Source organism: Myxacorys chilensis (genome assembly GCF_059505265.1).
In genome coordinates this window covers 1-24,217 of the sequence record NZ_JCACKG010000049.1, presented here as the reverse complement: position 1 = coordinate 24,217, position 24,217 = coordinate 1, and the positions used below count along the sequence as shown (strand labels likewise).

The window sequence follows — 24,217 nt, the reverse complement described above, 5'->3', positions numbered from 1 at the left end:
CATCGCCTTTTAGCTTATTCAGCCCAACTTCACATAATTATCAACACAACCTAGTGATGTATTGCCAATTTGAAAAGGCGGCAGCTTGACCACAGGGAGAACTTGCTTCATCCAGAACTGTCCAGAGAATCACGTTGTCAATCCAAAAGCGCTTCCCTGTACTGGAAATCCGAACGCCTCGATAGTTGTCTATATAACCCTTTGTTTTCGCTTCGGCGAGGAGACGCGATCGCGCCTCTCGGTTCATCGGTTCGGCTGTTTTACGAGAGGGAGTTTGTGTAAAGGTTGTCCAATCCATCTCCCATAGGAGCAGGGCTTGATTATTGCCATAGTTGAGGATCGGATCAGCCTCAGTGCCGTGAGATAGGACTATCAATGGAGCATGAAACAGGGCATGTTCATCTAAATCATTGGCTGCGTTTCCTTCAGAGTTGACCGAGCCAATCGCGTCACTTCCAGCCGAACCAAATCTACTTAAAGATTGCCCCGTCCAATGATAAAAGCTATGTAGAAGCCTTTGAGTATGGCGGATCACGAATTGATGCTGCTCGTAATTCAGGTCAGAAAGAGAAGGCATTAGACAAAGCGATCGCAGAATTGATGAATTCAGACATGCCGTATTTAAGCATGGAGAACGCACAACAATTGGACACGATCAAGATTGCTTGGGTGTAGAAGAACACTGCTCACAATCGTAGGGATAGACAGTCTGATAGATTGTTGATCGCTTGCCAAACAGCGCATATCGATTGTCTCGAACCTGCTCATAGACGCGATCGCCCGTCCACTTCATGCCCGGCAGATTTCGATAAGCCGTAACAAACACATTTCCAAGCGGGAGCAACTGCCCAATTTCTTCGGCGGCATCACTTCCTTGCCAACGGCGATCTGGCATCGCGTTATCAATCAAAATCATGCCAAACTCACAGTCTTGAGGTGTGACATTAAACTGCGCTAATCCCGCTTCGTCTTGCATAGGGATGTACTGAAAGCGCTTTCCTTGGTCGAGCTTTTCCAATAGCTGCACCAAGTTAGAGCAGAGATTGCACTGCCCATCGTAAATGACGGTATAAGGTTTCATCTTCGGAGTAAGCGTTGGCGAATACGATCAGCGAAAAGGTCTACTTCTTGTAATTTTAACTGCATTGCAATCAGAGCGAAGACGGCTAACCCAACTGAACCCGCAATGCAAAGTTCGATTAAATGACTGAGAAAGTTTTGCTGCCCCCATTGCCCAATAAAATTCAACGTTCCCCAAGCAGCAACACCCGATACAACACTACCAATCGTCAAGCCCAGAACCGGGAAAGCCCATTCTCGCCAAGGCAAGCCGTTTAATTTGCGATCAAGAAACCACAGCAGCACCAGCATCGAGATTAAATTAACGCAGACCGTCGCTAAAATTAATCCCGGAGCACCTAATAGATTAATTAAGAAATAATCGAAAACAGCGTTTAGGAAGATATTGACGATGCTAATGCGGAACGGCGTATCGCCATCACCCAAAGCATAAAAGACACGAACTAGCACATCCCGACCTAAATAAACAAACATGCCAACGCTGTAAGCGATCAAAATCGCTGCAGTCAGTTCGACATCAGCTTGATTAAAAGCATACCGCTCATAAATTACACTAACGATCGGATACGCTAACGCAATCATCAGCGCACTTAGCGGCAACATTGCAACTGCGGCTAAGAGCAGTCCTTGACGAATTCGCTGCTTGAGTTCATCCCAGTTTTCTGGCGCAGCGAGGCGAGAAAAGACTGGCAGGAGCGGGACTAAAATTACATTCGAGAGAATTCCCAAAGGGGTTTGGATGAGCAGTCCAGCATACCCCATTGCAGAAACAGCCGCCTCAGCATTTTTTAGAAACGAAGCAAAAAACAAATCTGTCCAAAGATTAATCTGCAACATTCCCGATGAAAACGTTGCAGGCCCCATTACTCTAAGGACTTCCTTGACTTCAGGGCGATTGAAATCGAAGCGCAAGCGCAAGCCGCCTAATCCCGATCGCCACTGTACGGGTAGTTGAATCAGCCATTGCAGTACAGCTCCGAGCAGCGTTCCCCATGCCAGCACTTCACCGCCTAACATCGCATATTCTGGCTTGAGAATGTCTGATCCAAGCGAAACCGCTAAACCGCTCAAACCCACAATCAAAGCCAAACTTGACAGTAATGGGCTAATCGACGGGAGCCAATACTGGTCTGCGGCATTGAGCGTTCCGAAACCGATACCAATTAGTCCAGCTAAGACCGCCATCGGAGCCATAATTTTAAGCTGCACGATCGCAATGTCGCGTGTGAGCTGGAGGGTCTGCACACGTTCAGGACTTAACCCTCTTGCTGCTGCTTCGGCTTGAGAAACAAACAGTCCAGGGGCGGTTAGATGCATTAACGGTTCAGCAAAAACGATAATGCCGATCGTCAACAGCAACAGCAATCCACCCACTAAAGTTGTGATCGTTTCGACAACAGGTGCTATTTCTTCGCGTTTGCGCTTCGCAAGGGCACTGACGATCGCGCTGTGGAACGGGCCGTTAATTCCGCCCAAAAGCACAAACAGAAAGCCAGGAATCACATAAGCGAAGTTGTACGCCCCTGCTGCTGCTCCGGCTCCAAACGCAGCCGCGATCGCAACTTGTCGCACCAGTCCAAAGACTTTGCTAATCAAAGTGGCGATCGCCACAATTCCAGCAATTCCAGCGAGCGATCGCTTCGGCTTAGGAGAGTCAGACACAGGATGATCAAGGGGGCTAAATGGCTTCAATCATTTAAGCACCTTTAGGTGAAGTGCTTTGAACGGGAAAGTCTGAGGATCACTGCTACATTGAAACAGAAACTGACGACGTTAGAGTTTGGAGGAGTTGAATGTTTGAGTACATTCGACAAATTTGGCAGGCAGGGGCAGCAATTGCACGGAAAGCTGGAACAAGAGCAGGTGCAGCGATCGCATTGGCGGGAAGTGCGATCGTATTAACGGGGTTGCTGTCGGCGTGCAGTCTGCCTCAAGTCAGCGCAGAAGATCGATTATTTCTACCGCTATCGTTGGAGTTTCTGGGAAGCTACACCCTCGATACCAAAGCGTTTAAGGACACCGCAGTCGGAGGACTGTCGGGTATTACTTACGATCGCCAGCAAGATCAGTTTTATGCCGTGTCGGATGATCGCAGCGATCGCGCTCCCGCTCGGTTTTACACGCTGAAGCTGCAAATAGATACGACATCAAAGCAACCCAGTCTTAAACAGGTTGATGTGCAGGATGTCACGTTGCTAAAAGACGAAACCGGCAAAACGTTTGCGGCTAAAACAATTGACACCGAAGGCATTGCGCTGTCTCAAACTGGCTCTTTATTCATCTCTAGCGAAGGCGCTGTGAAAGAAGGCGTTCCGCCATTTATTGGGGAATTTGATTTGAAAACGGGGCAACTCCGTCGCAAACTAGCCATTCCAGAACGCTATTTGCCTGATGACTCTAAACCTGTGCAGCAGAGAGGCATTCGAGACAATTTAGGCTTTGAAGCGCTTACGGTTAGCTCAAATGGGATAGCGGCTGAGCCATTTCGCTTATTTACAGCTGTAGAAGCTCCATTGATTCAAGATCTAGAGGCTCCGAATCCCCAACGTGTTGCTAAAAATCGGCTGTTGCATTATCTAATTGAAGGCAACCGAGCCACGATTATTGCTGAGCATGTTTATCCACTCGAACCAAGACCTGTGGCGGTGCTGGAGCATGGCCTGACAGATCTGTTATCAATTGACCAAGCCGGGCATTTTCTCAGTTTAGAGCGTACTTTCGGCTTGGGCGGGTTCGACGTCAAACTGTTTCAAACAGTAACCGGAACTGCAACCGATACCGCCGAGATCGAAAGCCTGCGCGGAGATCAAAAAGGTCTTCAACTTGCGAGGAAGCGGCTGTTGCTCAATACGGCTGACTTAGGCATCGCAATCGATAACTTGGAAGGAATGACGCTAGGACCTCGATTGCCCGATCGCTCTCCAAGCCTTGTTCTGGTAAGTGATGATAACTTTAATACCTTTACTCAAGCCACTCAGGTTCTACTGTTTCGAGTGAAGGGGTTAAAGAGTTAAAAGTGAAGGAACGATCACTTGATAAAGAATTGAGCGATCGCTTGATGTTGCCCGTCCCCATCCCACCAGTTCTGCATAAGGATTTTTAGTTGGCTCTGTCACTGCTGCTGCACCTGACGCACATTCTTCTGCATTAGGTGACAATCGAATGCGCAGCGCATCCATTGACAATGGATCGGGTGTAATTGTCAATGGATGCGGTGACATCGGCAATGGATCGGCTGCAATTGCTTCTGTCATAGAGAACATTCAAACATGTTGCACCGCAAATGCGAATGTATTCTATGACATTGGCATAAACAGGGCTGTAATTGCTTCTGCATCTTGAACAGGTTGAGCGATCCTGCAAAACTTGCGCCGCGATCGCTCAACCAATTTAGTCTGTAGCAGCGATCATCCAATCCGAAGCGATCGCGCATATAAGCAAAACCCAATCCCTACCGTGTGCATTCCGAACTCCTCGAATTTCCGATCCCAGAGAATGATTGTAGCGAGAACCTGACACCGTACAATAAATTTCAGATTCTACTCCAACTTGTCCTATGACTCATTCGACAGATATTGCCACTCTTGCTCGCTGGATGGCATCGGATTTTAGCAATCAGCATCAGGCGTTTGAAAACCCTCCTCTGTATGCTCACATTCGCGTCTGTATGCGCCCGTTGCCCTTCGAGTTGCTAAACGGCGTGAGTCTTTTTCTGGAGCAAGCCTACGACTACATGTTAAACAAGCCTTACCGATTGAGAGTGCTGAAGCTTGTTGAACAGAACGGCAAAATCGCGATCGAGAATTACCTCGTGAAGGACGAGCAGAAATTTTATGGTGCAGCACGCCATCCAGAGCGGTTGAAAGACTTGAAAGCGGATCAGCTAGAACTAATGTCAGGATGCACGTCCTATGCAGAGTGGACGGGACACAGCTTTAAAGGACAAGTCGAACCAGGAAAAGGATGCATCATCGTTCGCGATGGCAAGACATCCTATTTAGATAACGAGTTCGAGATTGACAATCAAAAGTTTTATAGCCTCGATCGCGGTCGCGATCCTCAAACAGACGAACAACTTTGGGGTTCTCTCGCAGGCCCGTTTGAGTTTGAGCGTCGCCAAAGCTTTGCCGATGAAATCAGAGTTTAGAGCGGAGGTCGTGTTGTAGACCTGTTTGAACCGCTGTTCAGCGCGTTTCAATCCCAATTCGACTTACGGCTCGGATAGTCCGACTTGACCGAATCCAAAGGATGCTGCGGATCATCCTCCATTTCATCGATGTGAATTAACACCTGCACCGGGCCGTAGCATTCCCGAATCCGCCCCTCAATCTGTTCCATAATCCACGGACTCATTGCCACAAACTCAGGATGAACGGTCATTCGCAGTTCTACAAACACTTGCCGTCCCACAATCCCGCGGGACTGAATCCCGTAGCAATGCGTCACCCCCTGCACTTGCCGCACAAGTTGCGCGATCGCTTCTGGCGCGATCGCCATTTGCCGCACCACCAGCGGGAGTTGCCAATTCAACACCCGCCAACAACTCAACATTGCCGTCACCACCAGCGCGATCGTCATGAGGGGATCAAGCCAGTAGTAGCCCCGCCAAATGCCTACCAATCCAATCAGCAACAAAAACGTCAACCAAGCATCCCGCAAAATCTGATTTGCATTCAGCCGCAACAGAGAACTATCGAGCGTTTTTGCCAATCGACGCTGAAAGTAAGCCAAAGCTAGACTTCCAAGAAACACAACCGCCAGGATAATAATCAACGAGAATCGCATTCTCACCGACGGCATCATCAAAAGACTGGGACTCGTGATCAATTGCTCGATCGATAGTCCAAGCAGACTCAGGCACGCAAATCCCAAAAAGCCAACCAACAGCAGCGCTAACGCCGTCTCCAGCCGCCCATGCCCCCACACCTCCCGCCCCGAAGGTCGCTGAGGTGACGATGAAAGCGCAATCAAACTCAAAACAGCGCTGAACCCATCGATCAGCGTGTGCAACGACTCGGCCAACAGCGCCAGCGATCGCGTTGACCACCCCGCCCCCACTTTCACCGCCAAGATCAGCAGCGTTAGCCAAAGCGTAACCAATAAAATTTGGCGACTGACCTTACGAGGATGTTTAACTTCAGACATGGTAGACGAAGGATGGTAGACGCCTGTGCAACACGATTAGCGCAGAGCGCAACTCTGTAAGAACCGCAAGGAAGAACGAAAGCAGAATAATCAATCGTGCAATGTGAAAAGCGAAGAATTCACTTTAAAATCTTGAGGCTTGCAGTCAGCAATTATTATCCTTTACCCATCCTTTGCCTTTATGCATCAGTCAGACATCCAGCTACTTGTTCTAGATATCGACGGCACAATTGCGGGCAAGTCTAATGATATCCGTGAACCTGTCCTTCGGCTGATTCACACTGTACAGAAAAACGGAATTCAAGTTGCGATCGCAACGGGTCGTATGTATCAGTCAGCGTTGCGCTTCCATCAAGTGGTTGGGTCATCGTTGCCGCTAATCGCGTATCAAGGCGCATGGATACAAGATCCCAAAACGCAAACTCTACATCAGCATTTGGCAGTTCCTAAAGCAATGGTGCTATCGCTGCTAGATTACTTCGAGACGCCTGCCCTGCGATCGCTACTATCCGTCCATTTCTACATCAATGATCAGTTGTACGTGCGAGAAATCACGCCCGAAACAAAAGCTTATTCTGAGCGATCCGGAATTGAAGCGATCGCCGTTGGTGATTTGCGCTCTACTTTGATAACCGAGCCGACTAAAGTTCTCGCCCTTAGCGACGATACAGAACTCATTGGCTCCATGTTGGGATCATTGCAAGAGCAGTACACTCCCGCAGAACTGTATCTCACCAAATCAGTTGCCACCTTCTTTGAAGCAACTCATCCTGCTGCCAACAAAGGCTTAGCCGTGAAGTATCTTGCCGAGGAATTGCTAGGATTGCAGCCCGAAAACGTGATGGTCATGGGCGACAACTTCAATGATCTAGAAATGATTCAATACGCTGGCATTGGCGTGGCAATGGGCAACGCTCCCGAAGAAGTTCAGCAACATGCTCAGTGGGTTGCACCAACCGTAGAGCTGGATGGCGCTGCCGCCGCGATCGAAGAATTCTTGCTCTGAGTTGCTGTCGATCTGTATCTACCTCTTCTAACGTGAGGCACAACAGTCTGCGGCGTGCAATATAAAAGTCTCTGTGAAAATCGCTTTAAAATCAGAAAGAGTACCGACGACTGGCCGTGTTTCGTCTCGGTACTCTTGCTGGTTCGCTCCTCACACAAGATTAACTATATCTGCATTTCTCAGCTTTGTCACCCCTTAGGTAGATAAAAATAAGTTATGACGTTGAGATGACATTTCTGTGACTTAAAGCTGATAACACACGGTTTTCGTGAAACCACCATAGACGGTCTGACTAACGGTTCAACTATAGTTCTAACGGCGCAGGAACACCTAACTTCTGCTCCAGCAGCGATCGTAGTAGACGATGGGTAATCATCACTAATCCTAATCGACACTGCAAAAGATGCCGATTTAGAGCTTGAGATGCACCAACGATGTGACACGATCTCTCAAATTGGTGGAATGCATGGCTCAACGCAACTGCCATCTCTAGGAAATTGTTGTCAAGGAATCCGTCTGTTACCGCTATAAATTGAGAAAGTAGTTTCCGCTCAACCGACTCTTGTAATAAGAGTTGATCTAGACTATTCAACCAACAAGCCTGTTCTATTGAGTCAAGATCACTTTGCCGTGCCAACCTCAGCAATGCGCAACAGCGAGCGTGAGTGGACTGGCAGAAAAAGACTTTTGACGAGCCAGAATCAAAGTCACTATTATTTTGCGTTATCTCGAAAGAACCATACCGTAAGTCTTCGTCTTTCAGATCAATCAGGGAATGCAACCAAGTTGCGATCGCGCGATCGCAAAACCTAAATTCCAGGAATCCTGATGAAACTACTGTTACCGTAAGATCACGCAAAAGCAATCTCGCCAAAATAGTACTCATTCCAGGAATTTTTGTATCATCACTATACAGAATTTCAACAAGCTGACTGGCAATGTGCATTGCTGAGTAGTCAAAACGAGAGGCTAACTTCAGTGCAATGGCGGAGCGATACGTAGAAATCAGCGTTTCTGATGGTACCCTCTTCACAACATCAATAGAGTGTAAAAGCCCCGAAACGAGGGCATTTGCGCGAATAGAGGTAGGATGAAGCGATCGTTTTGTTACCAAAACATCCCCCCAAAGGCGGATTGCTTCATCAATTTGCGCCAGTAACAATATGCGAAGCGTAGGATAAGTAACCGTAGGTACGTTAGAATTCATGATATTTACGGTTGATGCTCTGAAGTAGGGTTCGGTTTCGTGATTAAACTTAAGCGCTACTACCGATCAATGCTGAAATTGGTGTTGAGTCCCGTGAAATCACGGGCAACGCATCGTTCTTTTCGTATACTCTTTATGACAGTCAAGTACAGAAACTTCGAGGGCCACTCAAACAATCAGAGTTTCGCTTGAAGGAATGAGTCCAATTTTATGACTCACGCTGTCTCAGCGCTTGTCAAAGCATCCACAGTTGTTCTCTAGCAGCCTCTTACACTATGTACTCAGTATCCCCTCAACAAAATTCAGAAGCAGCTCGCCCCTTTCTCACCTGGCAGAGAATCATTGACTGGGCACAAGAACATTACCGCATCCGTAACTTCAGCAAGGATGAACGAGTTCCGACTCGTCCCGGTCTGCTCTACCTTGTGCAGAAAGGAGCAGTGCGTCTAGTGGGTACAGCACAAGTTAATGCTACCGGAAGCAATGCGGCTCGTTTGGCACGGGTCAGTCCAGAAGAAGCATTTCTGGGCTTTGTTGGTACAGGTCAACCCTTTGAGATTGTGGCGCAATCGCCATTTACGCTTCAGGCTTACGCTCACGTTGATCAAACCTCAGTGGTCTGGATGTATTGGCACGATTTAGACAACTGGCCTCACTTCCGCCGTGAGGTTTTAGATGCGTTCCGTTATCAGCACCAGCGCAAGCTACTTTGGCTTAGCACATTGGGCCAGCGTCGAACGATTGATCGACTGCTTGGTTTTCTGACGCTGCTCATTGAGGAGTACGGTGAACCGACAGACGAAGGCTATTGTCTGCCTTTTCCTCTGACTCATGCTCAAATTGGTAGTGCGATCGGATCGACTCGCGTGACTGTGACTCGATTGATGGGTAAGCTGCGTCAAAAAGGTATGATTCGTACTCAGGGTGATAATCTACTCTGTCTGCCTACAGATTCGGTTCTTAACCGCAACGAAGGCTCTCCAAATCGTAATTAATGAAAACATCACTGGTCTGGTAGCTGTTTGATCTCAATAAATTCATCTCAATATAAAAAGCGAGTTCTACCAAAGTGATAGAACCCGCTTTTTATCATAGGACTAGACTAAAGCTAGCGAATTTCAGGGGCTGACAACGCTTCTTTAGAAGCTAGAGCAGGCGCGTCATTGAGTTTTGCAATTGTCGGAACTTCCGCCCGCAATCGTGCTGTTAAAGAAACGGTCTTAGAATCGTAAATTTGAGTGAGCAGCTTGGGATAGAAGCCAATTCCAATGATTGGCACAAGCAGACTGGCGATGATGAATACTTCTCGTGGTTCAGCATCGACTAGTTTTTCATGAGACGTAAGCTCTTTGTTCTCAGGACCGTAGAAGATTTCTCGCAGCATCGAGAGCAAGTAGATGGGCGTAAGAATTACTCCGATCGCGGCTAAACCGACCACAATGATTCGGAAGGTCATGCCATAAGCGTCGCTTGTGGCAAATCCAACAAACACCATCAGTTCGGCAACAAAACCGCTCATGCCAGGCAACGCTAAAGATGCCAAAGAACAAGCTGTAAACATTGAGAAAATTCTAGGCATTTGTTTGCCAACACCGCCCATCTCATCAAGCATGAGAGTATGAGTGCGATCGTAAGTAGCCCCTACCAAGAAAAATAAACTCGCTCCGATTAACCCGTGGGAAACCATCTGTAAAACGGCTCCGCTTAAGCCTAAATCGGTAAACGATGCGATCCCAATCAGCACAAATCCCATGTGCGAAATCGACGAGTACGCAATTTTTCGCTTCAGGTTGCGCTGCGCAAACGAGGTTAGCGCTGCGTAAATAATATTCACCACGCCTAAAATAACCAACGCGGGCGCGACGGTTGCATGAGCCGCTGGCAGCATTTCGGCATTCATACGAATTAGAGCATAGCCACCCATTTTCAGTAGAATACCTGCCAATAGCATATGAACCGGAGCCGTAGCTTCACCGTGAGCATCTGGGAGCCACGTGTGGAGGGGAATAATCGGCAGTTTGACGGCGTAGGCGATCAGAAACCCCGTATAGACCCAAAGCTGAAAAACGAGCGGGTAGCTTTTGGCAGCGAGCGATCGCATATCAAACGTGACAGTGTCGCCATAGAATGCCATTGCCAACGCAGCGACCAAGATGAACAGCGATCCCCCTGCGGTATACAAGATGAACTTAGTCGCAGCATACAGCCGCTTCTTACCGCCCCAAATTGAGAGCAGCAGATAAATCGGGATCAGCTCAAGTTCCCAGGTCAGAAAGAACAACAGCATGTCTTGAACAGCAAAGACAGCAATCTGTCCGCCGTACATCACCAGCATCAGAAAATAGAACAACCGGGGTTTAAAGGTGACAGGCCAAGCCGCCAAAATTGCCAATGTTGTAATGAATCCGGTCAGAATCACGAGCGGCATCGACAGTCCATCAACGCCGACAGACCAGTTCAAATCCAGCGCAGGAACCCAAGCATATCGCTCGAACAGCTGAAGTTCTGGACTCGAAAAATCGTACTGCGTATAGAACGCGTAAACGATGAGTGCAAAATCAATCAGCCCGATGATGAGGGAATACCAGCGAACGGTTTTACCATCCTTGTCTGGAATAATCGGAATCAGAAGAGAAGCCGCGATCGGAAACAAAATGATCGCGGTGAGATAAGGAAAATTTGCAGTTAGCATCCCGTTATTAAGATTTATTTATCGCTAGTCTAGATTATCTGTGGAGTCAGCATTTAGAAGGCAAGTCGCCTAAATCTTGATCTCAGCTTGTCGTGCAAAGTGACTTAGTACTTCGCCAAACTAAGAATGAGGGATGAAGTGAAGTTAGATTCTTTGTTTCATCCCTCATCAGATTGCCTGACCGATTACTAGGACTGTGATCCCCAGACTCAAGAAACGCCTGAGAAAATCACTAACCCCAGCACTGCTACGAAGATAATGAGTGCATAGAACTGAGCGCGACCATTTTCTAAGTATTTCAGCCCTTCACCCGTTAACAGCGTCACCAAACCTGCGAGATTGACGACGCCATCTACAACTTTAGAATCGACTTCCAGAACTTGTCGTGCTAACCGACGGCTGCCTTGAACGAACAACTGGTCATAGATTTCATCGAAGTACCACTTGTTTTTCGAGAGCCGATAGAAGAACGGAATTTTAGCAGCGATCGCGCCCGGATCAATCTTCCGCGACAGATACATTAGCACTGCCAGCGAGATGCCGATCAGCGAAATTCCAACCGAACTTCCGGCCATCACATAAAACTCAGACAAAGTTTCCTGTCCAGCTTCAGAGGCTAATTGCACTGCTTCACCTGGAGCATGGATAAACTCCTCGAAGTAATTGGCAAAGGGAGTTCCCGTCAATCCAATCAATGTCGAGGGAATCGCCAAAATGAGCAATGGCAGGGTCATGGTCAAAGGTGACTCATGCGGCTCATGAGCGTGATGCTCATCGTGTCCAGGATCAACCTCTTCGCCATGTGGCGCGTCCATAGTCAGTTCTCTTGGATCCATCGCGCCCGGACCAAAGGCCAAGCCCAAACTCTGAAGTTGCTCGTTGCGAATGTTCTGCTTTACCGTAGCATCTGTTCCTCGAAATTTTCCTTCAAAGGTAGAGAAGTACATGCGGAACATGTAGAACGCCGTGATGCCCGCCGTTCCGTACCCGATTAGCCAAAGAGCCGGGTTAGACGCAAAGGCAGAACTGAGAATTTCATCTTTTGACCAAAACCCTGCAAAGGGAGGAATTCCCGAAATGGCGAGCGTTCCAATCAAAAAGGTAAAGGCGGTCATTGGCATGTACTTCCGCAAGCCACCCATCATTCGCATGTCCTGAGCATAAGCCGGATCATGACCGACTACAGATTCCATTCCGTGGATGACAGACCCCGATCCCAAGAACAGCATGGCTTTGAAATAGGCATGGGTCATTAAGTGAAACAAGCCTGCACTATAAGCACCAACTCCCATGGCCATCACCATGTAGCCCAACTGAGACATGGTGGAGTACGCCAAGCCCTTCTTGATATCGTTTTGAGTGATTGCGATCGTTGCTCCCAAAAATGCCGTGAATGCTCCTGTCCACGCAATCACATTCATTGCCGCTGGAATGCCTTCAAACACAGGGAACATCCGCGCAATGAGAAAGACTCCTGCCGCAACCATCGTCGCCGCATGAATCAGTGCCGAAATTGGAGTCGGGCCTTCCATCGCGTCAGGTAGCCAGACATGCAGCGGAAACTGTGCCGACTTTGCCACTGGTCCTAGAAAAACCAAAATTGCAAACAGCGCAGCAAGAAAGCCACTCATCGATCCCGTCGCAACGAGATCTTGGAGGCGTTCTCCAATCACGCCAAAATCGAAGCTGCGAGTAGACCAATACAAACCCAAAATGCCGAGTAGCAATCCAAAGTCACCCACTCGGTTCGTCACAAACGCTTTCTGGCAGGCATCAGCCGCCGCTTTTCGGTCATACCAAAATCCGATTAGCAGGTATGAACACATGCCCACCAGTTCCCAGAAAATGTAGACCTGAACCAGGTTAGGGCTAATTACCAACCCCAGCATTGAGGAACTGAATAAGCTTAAATACGCATAGAACCGGACATATCCCGGATCGTGAGCCATGTAGCCATCGGTGTAGATCATCACCAGAAACGCTACGGTGGTCACAATCACAAGCATCAGCGAGGAGAGGGGATCGATGACATATCCCATCGACAGGTGAAAATCTCCAGCGGCTGCCCATTCAAAGGACTGAACATAGGGTTCATGCCCGTGCAGTTGACTCCAAAACAAACTAAATGCATGGGTCATCGCCGCTCCAATCAGCGACACGATGAACACCGAGTTAGCGCTCCGAAGTCGGTTGACATCTTTGCTAAATGTAATCAGCCCTAGACCGACCAGCATCGCACCCGCTAGGGGCAGAACCGGAATAAGCCAGGCATACTGATATATGAATTCCATCACTCACGCCTAGTTTAGATTTCTTTACTATCCAGGGTAGTCAATTTCTTGGACTGTGGGACACCCTAGATCCAAAGTTAAGGATATTGTTAGAGAGTTCCTCCGTCTTCAGACTTTGGATTTACGCTTCAGACTTTGGATTTCCAATTTATAGTCAAAATTGTCAGTAAGATAAGCAAACACTTTAGATTCTTTAAGAATTTAGCATAGGAAAAAGAGCGACCTATGCGATCGCTCCTCCTCAATAAAGATTTTATAAAACCGCGTCTAACGCGAAATCGACTGGGGTTGTTTATTTGTTAAAGTCAAAGTCTCTTGAAGAATCGCCCGTAGTTCATCGCGCTTCTGATAGCTATCTAGCCGATGCAACACCCGACCACCCTGAAATAGAATGACCGTTGGGAGAGTAGCAATTCGGTAGCTGCTAGCCAGTCTGAGATTCTCATCGGCGTTGATCCCGATGAGTTTCAGTTGTCCACCCCACTCTGCCAAAAGCTGATTGAGCGACGGTTCGATCAAGCGACAAATACTACACCAGGGTGCCCAAAAATGAACAAGAACAGGAGTAGAAGATTCGAGGACCTCGCTTCTGAAAGCCTGCTCGCTGATTCCTGATTGCATAGTTTAATGAATTTTACTAACGCTGGGATCATGCTACCAGGCTACGTTGCTTGTTGCATCGATCAAAATAGGGTGAAGCCACCAAAATAATCCAACAAATGCAGCCACTCCGACATAGGCAGGACGCAAAAACTCTGTCCACCTCAGAGGCTGTTTTCCTTGTGCAATCGCGAGAAACGGAACGATCGACGTGCGTTCTTTCACCGCTTCAAACGCTGCTCCGTACCGAGCCGTAAGGCGTTGGTCGCCGTGCCATACTCCGAATAGATGATGCAAGATCAAGCCTAAAGAGGTGACGAGTGTAAACGTTGTTCCTAGCCAAAGCGTATGAGCAATACACCAAATCACTTGACCCACCATCTGAGGATGTCTTGTAATCCTGATAATGCCAGTCTCGTAGAGATGGACTTGGGGCTTCTGAATTGCGGCAATCTCTAAAAGATTAAAAGTTGCAGGATATAAAAAAAGAAACGAAATCGCTGACAGGATCCACACGATCGCACCGATGCCCGGAACTCCTCTTACGTCCCAAAGGATCAACCCATCGTAGCGATGATTGAAGAAATAAATAATCATTGGAACCGCAATCCCGAGACTAACTAGCGCAAAGCACACTCGATAAGGCCGCGCTCCAATTTTTTTCTCTGCCCAAGGACGTAATGCGGCAAGTCCGCTATGAGCGATCGCAAACCCAACCAATAGGCCAATGATTACAAAGTGGCTAGGCGTCAACCAGTCAAACACCATAGAAAATCAAGAAAAGTAGATCCGGTATAGGTTACAGCTTATCGCTTAGCCACACTTTCGGGTAATTAATCTAAATATTGGCGCAACTGCAATTCAAGAGGTAGCACGAAGCGCAGGCTGCAGTCGATATTGCGCCTACCTCATGAAGCAGAAATTTAAGGAGAAGAGCGGAACTCGAACACCTTAAATCCAGTCGCACTTAAAATTCAGTCCACTTGTTGCAATGACCTGTAAAAGGTCATGCGCAGACTCTACATTATGAGGAATTCCGCAAGCGGGATCAAGACTGTAGAAAACAGGATACGATTCTCCTTGCAAGACTCTAGGAGATTGCTCATGAATTAAGAGCAATTCCCACAATTCCTGGTAAATTCAGAAAGTCCTTAGTATCCCCCTCATGTACGCTTCTTTTGCTTAGTTTCCCCATGCTGCTTGCCGTGTCCAGCATTTAAGGAAATTTTGCAAGTTAGCTCAATTTGTAATTTTTCTTAAACTTCTTGTCGTTTAGCTAATAGGTTGCGCTCAAAACGTTAATGTACTGAGTCTATTTTTTACGCCACGCTCCTTACACACATTTCTGGTTAAGCCGTATGTCTGACCTTCCTTTTACTCTCGATCAGTTACGCATTCTCAAAGCGATCGCCACTGAGGGAAGCTTTAAGCGCGCAGCCGATAGTTTATATGTTTCCCAACCCGCAGTGAGTTTGCAAGTGCAGAATCTTGAGCGGCAGTTGGACGTGCCGTTGTTCGATCGGGGTGGGCGACGAGCGCAGCTAACCGAGGCAGGACATCTGCTACTGAGCTATGGCGAGAAGATCTTAACGTTGTGTCAGGAGACATGCCGAGCGCTAGAAGACCTGCAAAACCTTCAAGGAGGCACATTAATCATCGGAGCGAGTCAGACGACGGGAACTTATCTACTACCTCGCATGATCGGGCTATTTCGCCAGCAGTATCCGGATGTTGCGGTTCAGCTTCATGTTCACTCCACACGACGGACATCTTGGAGCGTGGCAAACGGTCAGATCGATTTGGCAATTATTGGGGGAGAAATTTCTCCAGAACTTCAAGATTCTTTGGAAATTATTCCTTATGCTGAAGACGAACTCGCGCTGATTTTGCCACCGACCCACCCTCTTTCTAGAACAGAAACAATTCAGAAGGACGATTTGTATCGATTGCAGTTTATTGCCCTCGATTCTCAATCAACGATTCGGAAGGTAATTGATCAGGTATTGGCACGCTGCGGCATTGAAACTCGCCGCCTCAAAATTGAGATGGAACTGAACTCGATTGAAGCGATCAAAAATGCAGTACAGTCTGGCTTGGGAGCATCATTTGTCTCTGTTTCTGCGATCGAGAAAGAACTCCAGATGGGAATGCTGCATCGTGCCAAGATTGATGATGTCATCGTGAAGCGCACCTTGTCTGTCATTATTAACCCCAATCGATATCGTTCTAAAGCGGCGGATGCATTTTGTCGCGAGATTTTGCCCAAGTTTACCCCTCGTGCCGTAAGTTTCGAGCGACGTGAATCTAAAAGCTATCCTGAACCCCAAAGCTTAAAAGCTATGCTTCAAGCCGCAAGCAATAATCGAGGAATACCAGAGATGGAAAATTAGCAACGAGGAGCTGATTCAGTAGTCAAGCTGGGGATCTGTGTGAGATGAGATAGGACTTGAAATGTGGGGAAAGGTATAGAGGCAGCGTAGCTTTCTCGTCCTTGCTTATATTGCTCGCAGACGAGAAACACTTATGACTTAGGGGCATTAGCGTGGCAAACTACTAGGAACTAGTTATACATAAGGAATACTAAGAACTAGTGCCGCTCATCTCATCTTGGGTTAAGTTAGATCTCAAATCCCCCTCCCCCTGTTATGCAGCTTCATTGCACTCGTCCGGGTTGTTCTCGACCAACTAATATTTTCCCTGACCTTGATGATGCCGCGACCCTGAAAACGGTTCAGCAAAAGTTTTGTACTAACTGCGGGATGCCATTAATCTTGGTGGGTCGGTACCTACCAGTCAAACTATTAGGACAGGGAGGGTTTGGGGCAGCTTTTTTAGGACGCGATCGCTACACGCCCGGATTGCGCTCTTGTGTAATTAAGCAATTTCAGCCGTCGGGGCATCTCAGCACGACGCAGCTTAAGATTGCTCAAGATTTGTTTGAGCGAGAAGCAGAGGCGCTAGAACAACTGGGACGGGAACATCCTCAAATCCCTGATTTGTTCGCGTTTTTTGAACTCTCTGTGGCAAATTCATCGACGAAGCAAAACGATAAGTTTTTTTATTTAGTCCAAGAATTCATTGACGGGCAAACGCTCGAAGACGAGTTTCTCCAAAAGGGAAAATTTTCGGAATCAGAGTGTGTGGCCGTCCTGAAGGAATGTCTCAAAATTCTAGAATTCGTTCACGCCAATGGATCGATTCACCGAGACATCAAATTGTCGAACATCATGCGTCACCGGAATGGACGCATTTATCTGGTCGATTTCGGGGCTGTGAAATACGCGACAAAAGCCGCCGGAAACTTAAATTCTTCTACAGGAATTTATTCGATTGGCTATGCTCCACCAGAGCAAGTGTCTGGAGGACAGATTTATCCTTCAACCGATCTCTATGCGTTGGCTGCAACGTGTGTAATGTTGCTCACGGGCAAGCCTCACAACGAATTGTTTGATGCCTACAGCAACACGTGGAGATGGCAAAATTTTGCGACGCCCAGCCGTGTATTAGCAGACGTACTGGATCGAATGTTGCTTGCTAATCCGAGTCAGCGTTTTCAATCCGCACAAGATGTTTTAGAAGCGATTCGCTCCACGAAGCTCCGAAGGATCGCTTCTAAACCGCCTGCCATGAGTCCACCGATCGCAACTCCATCTCCCCCTGCGACTCCCTCCTCGCCTGCTCCCTCTCCGCTTGCGCCTCAGAGATCCACACTTCCGGCATTATCAATGGCTAGCCTTTTGCGCGGTGCGGCTTTCACAGGTTTCGAGGCAGGATTAATCGCGATCGCGCTCGTCAGTTTGCTAGGAACAACCTGGATTAGCGGTGGCTTTTGGCTGATCTTGCTCGGCATTTTAGTTCTGGCACAGCGCCTCCGAGTCATTGAAAAAGTCGATCTGGTGATTTTAGGAGCCATCACGTTTGGCATCGTCGGTTTTTTTGGTCAACTGCATCGAGCATCTACCTTTGTCGCGCTGGGAAACTCGTTTCTTAACGTGCTGTTTCTGGCAATTGTAGGAGGCTTGGTCGTGGTTGCGATCGTGATCTTTTTCCAACTGATCTATAAGCTCGTTTCCAGAATTCTGTAACACTGTGTCCCGAAAGTGTCCCAAAAAAATGTCCCAAAAAAACGAAACCCCAGCCTTGATCATTTCGCTTTTGATTACCGCAGGATTATTAGGCGGCGGGTTTTGGTGGTTCATACAACGATCAGGGATGAAATTCGATACGGCGTCCACCGTCAGCCCGCAAACTGCTTCACTGCAAGACCGGATTAGCACTGGAGAACGCATTCTTTTACCTTCAGAATCATCCAACCCAGAGTTTAATTCACTCAAACAGGCGGGCGTAAATGCGATCGGATCGGCCCAATATCCCGAAGCGGTGACGATGTTTGAGCCCGCAATGCAGAAGTATAAAAATGCGCCAGAGACGTTGATTTATCTCAACAATGCTCGAATTGGACAACGCAAAGCCTACACAATTGCAGTTGCCGTACCGATTAAAACAGATTTGGCAGGCTCTGCCGAGATTTTGCGCGGCGTGGCGCAGGCGCAGAACGACCTTAATCGAGCGGGTGGCATAAACGGCGTGGCGTTGAAGGTTGCGATCGCGAACGACGATAACGATCCTGAAACCGCCAAAAAACTCGCCAATGCCTTTGTTCAAGATTCCAATATTTTGGGCGTAGTCGGGCATTATGCCAGCGATGTCAGCTTAGCCGCAGGCAGCGTTTACAACTCCGGTCAGCTCGTGAGCATTTCGCCCATCAGTACCAGTGTGAAACTCTCAGGCTTGGGGAAATACGTGTTTCGCACTGTCCCGAGTGATTATGTTGCGGCCCGAGCGCTGGCGGAATATACCGCAAAAACGCTGCAACAGAAAACTGTCGCTGTTTTTTTCAATTCTCAAAGCGCCTACAGCCAATCGCTCAAATCTGAATTTTTCACCGCCATGTCGCTGGTCGGCGGACAAGTTTCAGATGAATTTGATTTCTCGAGTTCTGATTTTAGTGCAGCACGGGCGGTTGACCAAGCCCGCAAGTCAGGAGCCAAAGCATTTATGTTGGCAGCCAACACGGGAACATTAGATCAAGCATTGCAAGTCGTTCAGGCGAATCAAAAGGGTAGCTCTCTGCTAGGCGGAGATGATGTCTACACGCCCAAAACCTTAGAAGGAGGACAGCAAGCGGAGGGCATGATCGTCGCCGTGCCTTGGCATATCGAAAGTAATCCGCGATCGCCCTTTGTAGTCGGGTCGCGTCAGCTTTGGGGAGCAGATGTCAATTGGCGATCGGCGATCGCGTACGATGCCACTCAAGCGTTTATCGCGGCATTACAGCAAAATCCAACTCGACAAGGCGTACAGCAAGCCCTAGCTACCGCTAACTTTTCAGCAACAGGAGCATCTCAAACCGTGCGATTTTTACCATCAGGCGATCGCAATGCTGGAATTCAACTGGTTAAAGTCGTTCCAGGCACTCGATCAGGGACAGGCTTTGACTTTATGCCGGTGGATCGCAACTAATTTTTCTCTGCAACATCACTGGATTCTTTATGTCTCAAAAAAATGAAACACCTGCATTAATTGCCTCGCTTTTGGTAACGGCAGGACTTTTAGGCGGAGCATTCTGGTGGTTTACTCAGCGCTCAGGGAATTTTGGTGTGCCGATAGTGCAAAGCAGTACTCCGGCTAGTAAGTCAGACACTGCCTCAAATTCTGGACAATCCACAAATTCTGGACAACTCAGTAGTGGAACGTTCGCACAAGTTCAAAATGTTCCATCAGGATTGTTTCGCTATGGTGGCAGTACCTCTTGGGCACCGATTCGACTTGCCGTAGATGGGGCACTACAAGCGGCGCGTCCAGAATATCGCTTGCAGTACACAGAACCGACTACGGGCAGTCCAGGCTCTGGAACGGGAATCAAGGCGTTGATTGACGGGAATCTCGCCTTTGCTCAGTCGTCGCGCCCCGTGAGTGATGAAGAGTATCAACGGGCGCAAATTCGGAAATTAACGCTAAAACAGATTACGATCGCAATCGATGGTCTGGCAGTTGCTGTCAATCCGAGTCTCAATGTTCCAGGCTTGAGCGTTGAGCAACTCAAGAGAATTTACACAGGGCAGATTGATAACTGGCAGCAAGTGGGCGGGCCGAATTTGCCTATTACACCTATTTCTCGCAGTGCGGAGTCGGGCGGCACCGTCGAACTGTTTGTTGAGGAAGTGTTAGGCGGACAAGCGCTGAGTAGAAATGTGCAGATTGTTGGAACAACAACGGAAGCGTTACGACAACTTGGAGCCACACCCGGAGGAATTTATTTTGCCTCTGCACCGGAAGTTGTGCCTCAGTGTTCAATCAAGCCGTTACCCATCGGGCGATCGCTTGACAAACTCGTTCCACCTTATCAGGAACCTCTGACTAATCAATGTTCTAATCAGCGCAATCAATTGAACACACCCGCATTTCAGAGCGGTAAGTATCCCCTAACCCGCAATTTGTTTGTGATTGTGAAGCAGGACGGAGGCATAGAGCAGCAAGCGGGAGAAGCCTATGCAAATTTGCTGCTGAGCGAACAAGGACAAGAATTAGTGGCTAAAGCTGGGTTTGTGAGAAGCCGATAATTAGATTTCTTGCAGCACTCTTTCTGGAAACACCCTTTCTTGAGACGCCCTTTCTTGAGATGACCTTTCTTGAGATGATTGGGCAGCATAGCGGGTACGGAGCTTATTGATAGCTGCGATCGCGTGTTGGTGGTTCGCCTGATTGCCTTGAGCCGAAAATAACCAAGCGGCTTCTTTGAGGTCACGAATTGCCTTCGTTTTATCGCCCGCCTTGCTGAGGGCTAATCCTCGATGGAAGTACCCTACTGGATTCTGCGAATCAATCCGAATCATGGCCGTGAAATCATCGATCGCGCCCGATACATTGCCTAAGCGCAACCGAGCTAAGCCGCGCTGAGCAAAGGCGTTTGTGCAATCTAAATCGACCTGAATTGCATAGCTAAAGTCTTCAATCGCGCTCATCATATCTCCCGAACGCAGTCGGATGACGCCCCGATTGCAGTAGGCAACGCAGTTGCGCGGATTGCTCAAAATGGAACGGTTGAGGTCTACGATCGCGCCCTCTCGGTTCTTCAATTCTTCTCGTACCAACGCACGATTGTTGTAAGCAATGTCGTGATTTGGATTAATTCGCACGACTTCGCTATAGTCTGCGATCGCGCCCTGTTTATCGCCCAATTCATAACGGGTGATGGCTCGGTTGTAGTACGCCGTTTCATCATTGGCAGCAAGCACTGGATGATCGTAGCGCTCGATCAATCCCTCGATTACTTCAGCACTGCGGGTGCGCACACCAACCGCGACCTCTGGGAAAGCAGCGCTCGTCGTTGCGACAGGATGAACCCCCAAAATGGCATAGGCGCGATCGCACACCAAAAAATTTTCATCTGTCCCTAGCACCTTAAACCGGAACTGGTTTGGGTACTCGCGTTTCAGTTGAGTTAGCTGGTTTAAAGTTGTTGCTAAAAATTTCTTCGCGGTCTGGTGAGGATCGCCACTCGTGAAGTGAGGTTCCAGAGGAGTTCTCAGAACGAAGTCTGAAGGATTGTGAATACACCGAGCTTGACGATCTTGTACATTTCCTAAGTGACCCCAACCCACATCGAGCGAAGCACCCCGATCTAACAATCCTCGAAATTGAGTGATAAGGTCAGCATCCAACGTTGTGCGATCGGGATAGGGAAACACTACAATGACCCGCGATTGAGCCGTTTTAAGCGCTTCCTCTAGTAAGGCTCGGCGGTTTAGTAACGTATCTTGACCAGCATTGTGAGACGATTTGAGACCCAAAACTAGTTCACACTCAGAAGTAGGTGTTGCGATGCGCTCTGAGGGGGTTGCGTCTTTTGACTGAACCCACGACGACAGCGTATCCATTTGCTTTCGCATAATAGTATTTACAGTCTTCATCGGGGTGACAGTCTGTTCTAACTGCTGCTGTTGGCGACGAATTTTTTCAACTTCTGCCATTAACTGTGCTAAATCTCGACGAGAAACCAAGTCACCCACAATTTTGGTTAGTTCACTAACGTCTTGTTTTAGCATCGTGGCATCAAACGGCTGAGGTAATCGATTGAGGCGGCGATGAAGGTTGTTAATTTCGTCTTGCAAAGCTCTGGAATTACCTTGCTGCTGAGAACTTGAGACTTCAGCAAGTTTAGTTTGCAACTGAGCAACATCGGAGTTGAGTTGCGCAATTAGCTTACGTACCTCTGGCGGAACTGTGCCTACACCTTCTTGGTTAGCACTAGCAACCCGATTTAGAGTTGCCGTCATCGCGGTTAGCGTGTCTGACAGTTTCGTGTACTTATGCTGCAAGTCCGCCATTTCCTGGGTCATGCGGCTAAAAGCGCTGGTTTCAAAGGGAGCTAATCGCTGAGCAATGTCGGATTGAAGATGCGCGATCGCGGCGTCGTTGCGCTGAGAAACCGACCGAGTAAAGCTGCTAAAGTCACTCAGCGTCGGCAACGTTTTAACCTGCTGACCGAGAATTTTAATTTGCCCAGAAAGCTTTTGATTCAACTGAACCACTCCATCCTCACTCTTCTTTTGAGCGGCTTGAGTTGCCCGCTGCCGATTGGCAAGACTCAGTAACAATAAGAACGAAAATGGAGCAGCAGTCACGGCAAGTTGCTGAGATGCGATCGAGGCAACAGAACCGATTCCAGACCCTGCTAAGAGAAGATACTCCGTTAAATTCAGCCACTTTTTGTTTTCCATTGCTGCAAGCCCCTGATCAATTTAGATTTTTACTGAGTCTTTTTTGATACTTAAAACACGGAGTGTTACCCTTTTCTACAGTGTTAGGGAGGAGAAATCAGGAAATTAGAGAAAGAAATTTTGAGCATGAGACAGAGGTAGATTAGGGAGAGAACAAAAACGGTAGAACCACTCCTACCTGCTTGACGTACATTTTTCCTATATCCCTTCCTATGTCTAACCTCCGCGCTCTCATTTTCGATGTTGACGGCACACTCGCAGACACTGAGCGAGATGGGCATCGTGTTGCGTTCAATCAAGCGTTTGCGGATGCTGGACTCACCTGGAATTGGTCACCCGAGCTTTATGGCAAGCTTCTAGAAGTTACGGGTGGAAAGGAGCGAATGCAGCATTATGTCAACACCTATGAGCCGACGTTTGAAGCTCCAAATGGCGATTTGAAAAATTTTGTAGCAACACTGCACGCGAACAAAACCGAACACTATACAAAACTGTTAAAAGACGGCGTTATTCCCTTGCGTCCTGGCGTGAAGCGGCTCCTGCTAGCCGCGCGTGAACAGGGGCTTCGGCTCGCGATCGCGACGACAACTACACCCGCCAACGTCACCGCTTTATTAGAATCATCCTTGTCCCCCGAAAGCCTTTCCTGGTTCGACATTATTGGGGCAGGAGATATCGTACCGAAGAAAAAACCGGCTCCAGATATCTATCAGTACGTTCTAGAGCAAATGGACTGGAAGCCAGAAGAATGCGTGGCCTTCGAGGATTCGGGTCAAGGCTTGAAATCGTCTTTGGACGCGGGATTAAAAACCGTAATTACGCTCAACGACTACACTCGTTCGCATGACTTCACAGGGGCAGCGTTTGTGTTAAGCAGCTTTGGAGAACCCGATCAACCGTTTGAAGCGATCGCAGGCGATGTAGGCAATCAGAATTACTTTGACTTACCTCTAATTCAAGCCCTCTAATTTAAACCCGTTAATGTCCGCCTATCACCGGATTTACGCGATCGTGCAGCAAATCCCTTATGGTCAGGTTGCCACGTATGGACAAGTTGCCGAGCTTGCCGGACTGCCCAGGAGAGCGCGTTTGGTCGGTTATGCGCTCTTTCGCGTTGCACCTGAAACGACTGTTCCTTGGCATCGGGTGATCAATGCCAAGGGAGAAATTTCAATGTCGCCATTTCGGGAGGGCAACGACTATCTCCAGCGATCGTTGCTTGAGGCGGAAGGGGTTCAATTCAATCAAAACGGCAAGGTCAATCTCCGCCAGTATTTATGGCAACCGAATCATCGTTAGGCTGCGTCCTTGGTTTGGGAAAACTGTTCATTATCCAAGTCAAAAGTTGAGGAAAATTGGGTGTTGCATAATAGAGGATGATGCATCAAGGAGGATTCCTGATGACCTGCCCTC

21 protein-coding genes are annotated in these 24,217 nt (G+C 48.2%); 10 read left to right on the top strand and 11 right to left on the bottom strand.

Annotated elements, in window-relative coordinates:
- Nucleotides 1-40: 40 nt before the first annotated feature.
- From AC5JLB_RS02470 to murJ, 3 genes are all read right to left on the bottom strand, one after another.
- Nucleotides 41-577 carry an MEKHLA domain-containing protein gene (locus AC5JLB_RS02470; protein WP_495872274.1) on the bottom strand — a complete coding sequence of 179 codons (537 nt, stop codon included), beginning with the start codon at nucleotides 575-577 and terminating at the stop codon, nucleotides 41-43.
- A gap of 78 nt (nucleotides 578-655) precedes the next feature.
- Complete coding sequence (locus AC5JLB_RS02465; RefSeq protein ID WP_495872273.1) at nucleotides 656-1,081, bottom strand: thiol-disulfide oxidoreductase DCC family protein; 426 nt, start codon at nucleotides 1,079-1,081, stop codon at nucleotides 656-658.
- Entirely contained in the window at nucleotides 1,078-2,742 is a 1,665-nt protein-coding gene (gene murJ, locus AC5JLB_RS02460; RefSeq protein WP_495872272.1) for a murein biosynthesis integral membrane protein MurJ, read from the bottom strand. Before murJ ends, AC5JLB_RS02465 begins: the two co-directional genes overlap by 4 nt.
- A gap of 131 nt (nucleotides 2,743-2,873) precedes the next feature.
- Here murJ and AC5JLB_RS02455 point away from each other — a divergent pair, with 131 nt between their 5' ends.
- Nucleotides 2,874-4,094: an esterase-like activity of phytase family protein gene (locus tag AC5JLB_RS02455; RefSeq protein WP_495872271.1), complete on the top strand. Its 1,221-nt coding sequence runs from the start codon at nucleotides 2,874-2,876 to the stop codon at nucleotides 4,092-4,094.
- Here the strand turns inward: AC5JLB_RS02455 and AC5JLB_RS02450 are convergent.
- A complete protein-coding gene (locus AC5JLB_RS02450) occupies nucleotides 4,083-4,334 on the bottom strand; it encodes a hypothetical protein (RefSeq protein ID WP_495872270.1) in 252 nt (83 codons plus the stop codon). The genes AC5JLB_RS02455 and AC5JLB_RS02450 overlap by 12 nt on opposite strands.
- Before the next feature lie 302 nt (nucleotides 4,335-4,636).
- On the opposite strand from AC5JLB_RS02450, the gene AC5JLB_RS02445 reads away from it, so the two are divergent.
- The gene (locus AC5JLB_RS02445; RefSeq protein WP_495872269.1) at nucleotides 4,637-5,227 is read left to right on the top strand and encodes a chromophore lyase CpcT/CpeT; all 591 of its coding nucleotides are present in this window, start codon (nucleotides 4,637-4,639) and stop codon (nucleotides 5,225-5,227) included.
- A gap of 47 nt (nucleotides 5,228-5,274) precedes the next feature.
- On the opposite strand, the gene AC5JLB_RS02440 is transcribed toward AC5JLB_RS02445, so the two are convergent.
- Nucleotides 5,275-6,225, bottom strand: coding sequence for a cation diffusion facilitator family transporter (locus AC5JLB_RS02440; RefSeq protein WP_495872268.1), 951 nt, complete (start codon nucleotides 6,223-6,225; stop codon nucleotides 5,275-5,277).
- Between the two features lie 181 nt (nucleotides 6,226-6,406).
- Between AC5JLB_RS02440 and AC5JLB_RS02435 the strand changes: the two genes are divergently transcribed.
- Nucleotides 6,407-7,231: a Cof-type HAD-IIB family hydrolase gene (locus AC5JLB_RS02435; protein WP_495872267.1), complete on the top strand. Its 825-nt coding sequence runs from the start codon at nucleotides 6,407-6,409 to the stop codon at nucleotides 7,229-7,231.
- Between the two features lie 304 nt (nucleotides 7,232-7,535).
- On the opposite strand, the gene AC5JLB_RS02430 is transcribed toward AC5JLB_RS02435, so the two are convergent.
- A complete protein-coding gene (locus tag AC5JLB_RS02430; protein WP_495872266.1) occupies nucleotides 7,536-8,438 on the bottom strand; it encodes a DALR anticodon-binding domain-containing protein in 903 nt (300 codons plus the stop codon).
- A 275-nt stretch (nucleotides 8,439-8,713) separates the two neighbouring features.
- Here AC5JLB_RS02430 and AC5JLB_RS02425 point away from each other — a divergent pair, with 275 nt between their 5' ends.
- Nucleotides 8,714-9,433, top strand: coding sequence for a Crp/Fnr family transcriptional regulator (locus AC5JLB_RS02425; RefSeq protein WP_495696157.1), 720 nt, complete (start codon nucleotides 8,714-8,716; stop codon nucleotides 9,431-9,433).
- A gap of 113 nt (nucleotides 9,434-9,546) precedes the next feature.
- Here AC5JLB_RS02425 and ndhD1 read toward each other — a convergent pair whose 3' ends face one another.
- From ndhD1 to AC5JLB_RS02405, 4 genes are all read right to left on the bottom strand, one after another.
- Nucleotides 9,547-11,130, bottom strand: a complete 1,584-nt coding sequence (ndhD1, locus tag AC5JLB_RS02420) for a photosynthetic/respiratory NAD(P)H-quinone oxidoreductase subunit D1 (RefSeq protein WP_495872265.1) — start codon at nucleotides 11,128-11,130, stop codon at nucleotides 9,547-9,549.
- 209 nt (nucleotides 11,131-11,339) lie between these two features.
- Entirely contained in the window at nucleotides 11,340-13,421 is a 2,082-nt protein-coding gene (locus AC5JLB_RS02415; RefSeq protein WP_495872264.1) for an NAD(P)H-quinone oxidoreductase subunit 5, read from the bottom strand.
- A gap of 267 nt (nucleotides 13,422-13,688) precedes the next feature.
- Nucleotides 13,689-14,042 carry a thioredoxin family protein gene (locus AC5JLB_RS02410; protein WP_495696154.1) on the bottom strand — a complete coding sequence of 118 codons (354 nt, stop codon included), beginning with the start codon at nucleotides 14,040-14,042 and terminating at the stop codon, nucleotides 13,689-13,691.
- Between the two features lie 33 nt (nucleotides 14,043-14,075).
- Nucleotides 14,076-14,789 (bottom strand): NnrU family protein, encoded by a 714-nt coding sequence (locus AC5JLB_RS02405; protein WP_495872263.1) that lies wholly within the window; start codon nucleotides 14,787-14,789, stop codon nucleotides 14,076-14,078.
- A gap of 590 nt (nucleotides 14,790-15,379) precedes the next feature.
- Between AC5JLB_RS02405 and AC5JLB_RS02400 the strand changes: the two genes are divergently transcribed.
- The 4 genes from AC5JLB_RS02400 to AC5JLB_RS02385 all read left to right on the top strand — a co-directional run bounded on the left by AC5JLB_RS02400 (nucleotide 15,380) and on the right by AC5JLB_RS02385 (nucleotide 20,644).
- The gene (locus AC5JLB_RS02400) at nucleotides 15,380-16,411 is read left to right on the top strand and encodes a LysR family transcriptional regulator (protein ID WP_495696152.1); all 1,032 of its coding nucleotides are present in this window, start codon (nucleotides 15,380-15,382) and stop codon (nucleotides 16,409-16,411) included.
- 255 nt (nucleotides 16,412-16,666) lie between these two features.
- Nucleotides 16,667-18,106 carry a protein kinase domain-containing protein gene (locus tag AC5JLB_RS02395; RefSeq protein WP_495872262.1) on the top strand — a complete coding sequence of 480 codons (1,440 nt, stop codon included), beginning with the start codon at nucleotides 16,667-16,669 and terminating at the stop codon, nucleotides 18,104-18,106.
- Between the two features lie 28 nt (nucleotides 18,107-18,134).
- Entirely contained in the window at nucleotides 18,135-19,544 is a 1,410-nt protein-coding gene (locus tag AC5JLB_RS02390; RefSeq protein ID WP_495872261.1) for an ABC transporter substrate-binding protein, read from the top strand.
- A gap of 29 nt (nucleotides 19,545-19,573) precedes the next feature.
- The gene (locus AC5JLB_RS02385; protein ID WP_495872260.1) at nucleotides 19,574-20,644 is read left to right on the top strand and encodes a PstS family phosphate ABC transporter substrate-binding protein; all 1,071 of its coding nucleotides are present in this window, start codon (nucleotides 19,574-19,576) and stop codon (nucleotides 20,642-20,644) included.
- Here the strand turns inward: AC5JLB_RS02385 and AC5JLB_RS02380 are convergent, their stop codons facing one another.
- Nucleotides 20,645-22,804: a tetratricopeptide repeat protein gene (locus AC5JLB_RS02380; protein WP_495872259.1), complete on the bottom strand. Its 2,160-nt coding sequence runs from the start codon at nucleotides 22,802-22,804 to the stop codon at nucleotides 20,645-20,647. It lies immediately after the preceding gene.
- A gap of 212 nt (nucleotides 22,805-23,016) precedes the next feature.
- Here AC5JLB_RS02380 and AC5JLB_RS02375 point away from each other — a divergent pair, with 212 nt between their 5' ends.
- Nucleotides 23,017-23,772: an HAD family hydrolase gene (locus tag AC5JLB_RS02375; protein ID WP_495872258.1), complete on the top strand. Its 756-nt coding sequence runs from the start codon at nucleotides 23,017-23,019 to the stop codon at nucleotides 23,770-23,772.
- 13 nt (nucleotides 23,773-23,785) lie between these two features.
- Nucleotides 23,786-24,103: an MGMT family protein gene (locus AC5JLB_RS02370; RefSeq protein WP_495872257.1), complete on the top strand. Its 318-nt coding sequence runs from the start codon at nucleotides 23,786-23,788 to the stop codon at nucleotides 24,101-24,103.
- The last annotated feature ends 114 nt before the right edge of the window (nucleotides 24,104-24,217 follow it).

Bases quoted from the DNA above. Each gene is read 5' to 3' on its own strand.
- AC5JLB_RS02445 (WP_495872269.1), top strand. From the start codon at position 4,637: ATGACTCATTCGACAGATATTGCCACTCTTGCTCGCTGGATGGCATCG.
- AC5JLB_RS02405 (WP_495872263.1), bottom strand. From the start codon at position 14,789: ATGGTGTTTGACTGGTTGACGCCTAGCCACTTTGTAATCATTGGCCTA.
- AC5JLB_RS02440 (WP_495872268.1), bottom strand. From the start codon at position 6,225: ATGTCTGAAGTTAAACATCCTCGTAAGGTCAGTCGCCAAATTTTATTG.
- AC5JLB_RS02385 (WP_495872260.1), top strand. From the start codon at position 19,574: ATGTCTCAAAAAAATGAAACACCTGCATTAATTGCCTCGCTTTTGGTA.
- AC5JLB_RS02455 (WP_495872271.1), top strand. From the start codon at position 2,874: ATGTTTGAGTACATTCGACAAATTTGGCAGGCAGGGGCAGCAATTGCA.
- AC5JLB_RS02400 (WP_495696152.1), top strand. From the start codon at position 15,380: ATGTCTGACCTTCCTTTTACTCTCGATCAGTTACGCATTCTCAAAGCG.
- AC5JLB_RS02430 (WP_495872266.1), bottom strand. From the start codon at position 8,438: ATGAATTCTAACGTACCTACGGTTACTTATCCTACGCTTCGCATATTG.
- AC5JLB_RS02470 (WP_495872274.1), bottom strand. From the start codon at position 577: ATGCCTTCTCTTTCTGACCTGAATTACGAGCAGCATCAATTCGTGATC.
- AC5JLB_RS02390 (WP_495872261.1), top strand. From the start codon at position 18,135: ATGTCCCAAAAAAACGAAACCCCAGCCTTGATCATTTCGCTTTTGATT.
- AC5JLB_RS02375 (WP_495872258.1), top strand. From the start codon at position 23,017: ATGTCTAACCTCCGCGCTCTCATTTTCGATGTTGACGGCACACTCGCA.
- AC5JLB_RS02395 (WP_495872262.1), top strand. From the start codon at position 16,667: ATGCAGCTTCATTGCACTCGTCCGGGTTGTTCTCGACCAACTAATATT.
- AC5JLB_RS02425 (WP_495696157.1), top strand. From the start codon at position 8,714: ATGTACTCAGTATCCCCTCAACAAAATTCAGAAGCAGCTCGCCCCTTT.
- AC5JLB_RS02415 (WP_495872264.1), bottom strand. From the start codon at position 13,421: ATGGAATTCATATATCAGTATGCCTGGCTTATTCCGGTTCTGCCCCTA.
- AC5JLB_RS02410 (WP_495696154.1), bottom strand. From the start codon at position 14,042: ATGCAATCAGGAATCAGCGAGCAGGCTTTCAGAAGCGAGGTCCTCGAA.
- ndhD1 (WP_495872265.1), bottom strand. From the start codon at position 11,130: ATGCTAACTGCAAATTTTCCTTATCTCACCGCGATCATTTTGTTTCCG.
- AC5JLB_RS02380 (WP_495872259.1), bottom strand. From the start codon at position 22,804: ATGGAAAACAAAAAGTGGCTGAATTTAACGGAGTATCTTCTCTTAGCA.
- AC5JLB_RS02435 (WP_495872267.1), top strand. From the start codon at position 6,407: ATGCATCAGTCAGACATCCAGCTACTTGTTCTAGATATCGACGGCACA.
- AC5JLB_RS02450 (WP_495872270.1), bottom strand. From the start codon at position 4,334: ATGACAGAAGCAATTGCAGCCGATCCATTGCCGATGTCACCGCATCCA.
- AC5JLB_RS02370 (WP_495872257.1), top strand. From the start codon at position 23,786: ATGTCCGCCTATCACCGGATTTACGCGATCGTGCAGCAAATCCCTTAT.
- AC5JLB_RS02465 (WP_495872273.1), bottom strand. From the start codon at position 1,081: ATGAAACCTTATACCGTCATTTACGATGGGCAGTGCAATCTCTGCTCT.